This window comes from Amycolatopsis sp. MtRt-6 (genome assembly GCF_017308975.1).
Taxonomy (GTDB): domain Bacteria; phylum Actinomycetota; class Actinomycetes; order Mycobacteriales; family Pseudonocardiaceae; genus Amycolatopsis.
Genome location: NZ_JADWPD010000069.1, coordinates 1 through 3,124, shown reverse-complemented (window position 1 = coordinate 3,124; position 3,124 = coordinate 1). Strand labels below are relative to the sequence as shown.

Below are 3,124 nucleotides of genomic sequence, written 5' to 3'. Positions count from 1 at the left end.
AGTTCGGCGGTGTCCTACTCTCCCACAACCCTTCGGTTGCAGTACCATCGGCGCTGTCAGGCTTAGCTTCCGGGTTCGGAATGGGACCGGGCGTTTCCCTGACGCTATAACCACCGAAACACTCCGAAACAACACACCTGAGGTGGTGTTTCAGAACCGTAGAGTGGATGCGTAACATCTTCGTAGGCAAGTCCTCGGCCTATTAGTACCAGTCAACTCGACAACACATTACTGTGCTTCCATTTCTGGCCTATCAACCCAATGGTCTGTTGGGGGCCTTAACCCACAAAGGGGTGGGATACCTCATCTTGGAACAGGCTTCCCGCTTAGATGCCTTCAGCGGTTATCCCTTCCGAACGTGGCCAACCAGCCATGCCCTTGGCAGAACAACTGGCACACCAGAGGTTCGTCCGTCCCGGTCCTCTCGTACTAGGGACAGCCTTCCTCAAGTATCCTACGCGCGCGGCGGATAGGGACCGAACTGTCTCACGACGTTCTAAACCCAGCTCGCGTGCCGCTTTAATGGGCGAACAGCCCAACCCTTGGGACCTACTCCGGCCCCAGGATGCGACGAGCCGACATCGAGGTGCCAAACCATGCCGTCGATATGGACTCTTGGGCAAGATCAGCCTGTTATCCCCGGGGTACCTTTTATCCGTTGAGCGACACCCCTTCCACCAGGAGGTGCCGGATCACTAGTCCCGACTTTCGTCCCTGCTCGACATGTCTGTCTCACAGTCAAGCTCCCTTGTGCACTTGCACTCAACACCTGATTGCCAACCAGGCTGAGGGAACCTTTGGGCGCCTCCGTTACTCTTTAGGAGGCAACCGCCCCAGTTAAACTACCCATCAGGCACTGTCCCTGAACCAGATCATGGCCCGAGGTTCAGATTCCCAATTCGACCAGAGTGGTATTTCAACAACGACTCCACCACAACTAGCGTTGCAGCTTCACAGTCTCCCACCTATCCTACACAAGCCGAACCGAAAACCAATACCAAACTATAGTAAAGGTCCCGGGGTCTTTCCGTCCTGCCGCGCGTAACGAGCATCTTTACTCGTAGTGCAATTTCGCCGGGCCTGTGGTTGAGACAGCCGGAAAGTCGTTACGCCATTCGTGCAGGTCGGAACTTACCCGACAAGGAATTTCGCTACCTTAGGATGGTTATAGTTACCACCGCCGTTTACTGGCGCTTAAATTCTCAGCTTCACCCACCAAAGTGAGTTAACCGGTCCTCTTAACGTTCCAGCACCGGGCAGGCGTCAGTCCATATACATCGTCTTGCGACTTCGCATGGACCTGTGTTTTTAGTAAACAGTCGCTTTCCGCTGGTCTCTGCGGCCACCCACCCCTAGCCCGCAAAGGGCTTCAGGATGTTTGGCCCCCCTTCTCCCGAAGTTACGGGGGCATTTTGCCGAGTTCCTTAACCACAGTTCACCCGATCGCCTTGGTATTCTCTACCTGACCACCTGTGTTGGTTTGGGGTACGGGCCGTGCATGCACTCACTAGAGGCTTTTCTCGGCAGCATAGGATCACTCTACTTCGCCTCAAACGGCTACGCATCACGTCTCAGCCTCAATGAGTGGCGGATTTGCCTACCACTCGGCCTACACGCTTACACCAGGACAACCATCGCCTGGCGGAGCTACCTTCCTGCGTCACCCCATCGCTTGACTACTACGAAATCAGGTCCCACGCTCCACACACCACCATCCACCCGAAGGCTTCAAGCGATGGCTTTGGGTGGTTAGTATCAAACGCCTCGTCATGGGCGCACATGCTCGGGTACGGGAATATCAACCCGTTGTCCATCGACTACGCCTGTCGGCCTCGCCTTAGGTCCCGACTTACCCTGGGCGGATTAGCCTGGCCCAGGAACCCTTGGTCATCCGGCGGCAGAGTTTCTCACTCTGCATTCGCTACTCATGCCTGCATTCTCACTCCCACACCCTCCACGACTGGCTTCCGCCGCCGCTTCCCTGGATGCAGGACGCTCCCCTACCCATCCACACCACTAGACAACCGTACGAATACGGAAGCCGATGTATATGTGTGAATGACACAGCTTCGGCGGTGTGCTTAAGCCCCGCTACATTGTCGGCGCAGGACCACTTGACCAGTGAGCTATTACGCACTCTTTCAAGGGTGGCTGCTTCTAAGCCAACCTCCTGGTTGTCTGGGCAATCCCACATCCTTTCCCACTGAGCACACACTTAGGGGCCTTAGCTGGTGTTCTGGGCTGTTTCCCTCTCGACGACGAAGCTTATCCCCCGCCGTCTCACTGCCACGCTCTCACTAACCGGTATTCGGAGTTTGGTTGATTTCGGTAACCCGGTAAGGCCCCTAGACCATCCAGTAGCTCTACCCCCGGCAAGAAACACGTGACGCTGCACCTAAATGCATTTCGGGGAGAACCAGCTATCACGGAGTTTGATTGGCCTTTCACCCCTACCCACAGCTCATCCCCTCAGTTTTCAACCTAAGTGGGTTCGGGCCTCCACGACGTCTTACCGTCGCTTCACCCTGGCCATGGGTAGATCACTCCGCTTCGGGTCTAGACCACGCGACTACAGTTCGCCCTATTCAGACTCGCTTTCGCTACGGCTACCCCACACGGGTTAACCTCGCCACGCAGCACTAACTCGCAGGCTCATTCTTCAAAAGGCACGCCATCACCCAAAGGCTCTGACGGCTTGTAGGCACACGGTTTCAGGTACTCTTTCACTCCCCTCCCGGGGTACTTTTCATCTTTCCCTCACGGTACTCGTCCGCTATCGGTCTTCAGGAAGTATTTAGGCTTACCGGGTGGTCCCGGCAGATTCACAGCAAATTCCACGAGCTCGCTGCTACTCGGGAACACCACCAAGGTCCTTGCCACTGGTTTTCGCGTACGGGGCTCTCACCCACTCCGGCCCGCCATCCCAAGCGGTTCCACTAACCAGCACAACAACCCGAAGAAGTGTCAGCCTCTCCAAGGCGGGTCCCACAACACCGTCTGCACAACGCCTGACAGCTTGACATACAAACGGTTTAGCCTCTTCCGCTTTCGCTCGCCACTACTCACGGAATCACGGTTGTTTTCTCTTCCTGCGGGTACTGAGATGTTTCACTTCCCCGCGTTC

General features: G+C 56.0%; 2 rRNA genes. Both read right to left on the bottom strand.

From position 1 onward, the window contains the following. Position 1: 1 nt before the first annotated feature. Positions 2–118: ribosomal RNA gene (gene rrf, locus I4Q55_RS48825) — 5S ribosomal RNA — on the bottom strand. A gap of 64 nt (positions 119–182) precedes the next feature. Further along, positions 183–3,124 (bottom strand): 23S ribosomal RNA (locus tag I4Q55_RS48820); the annotation flags it as partial.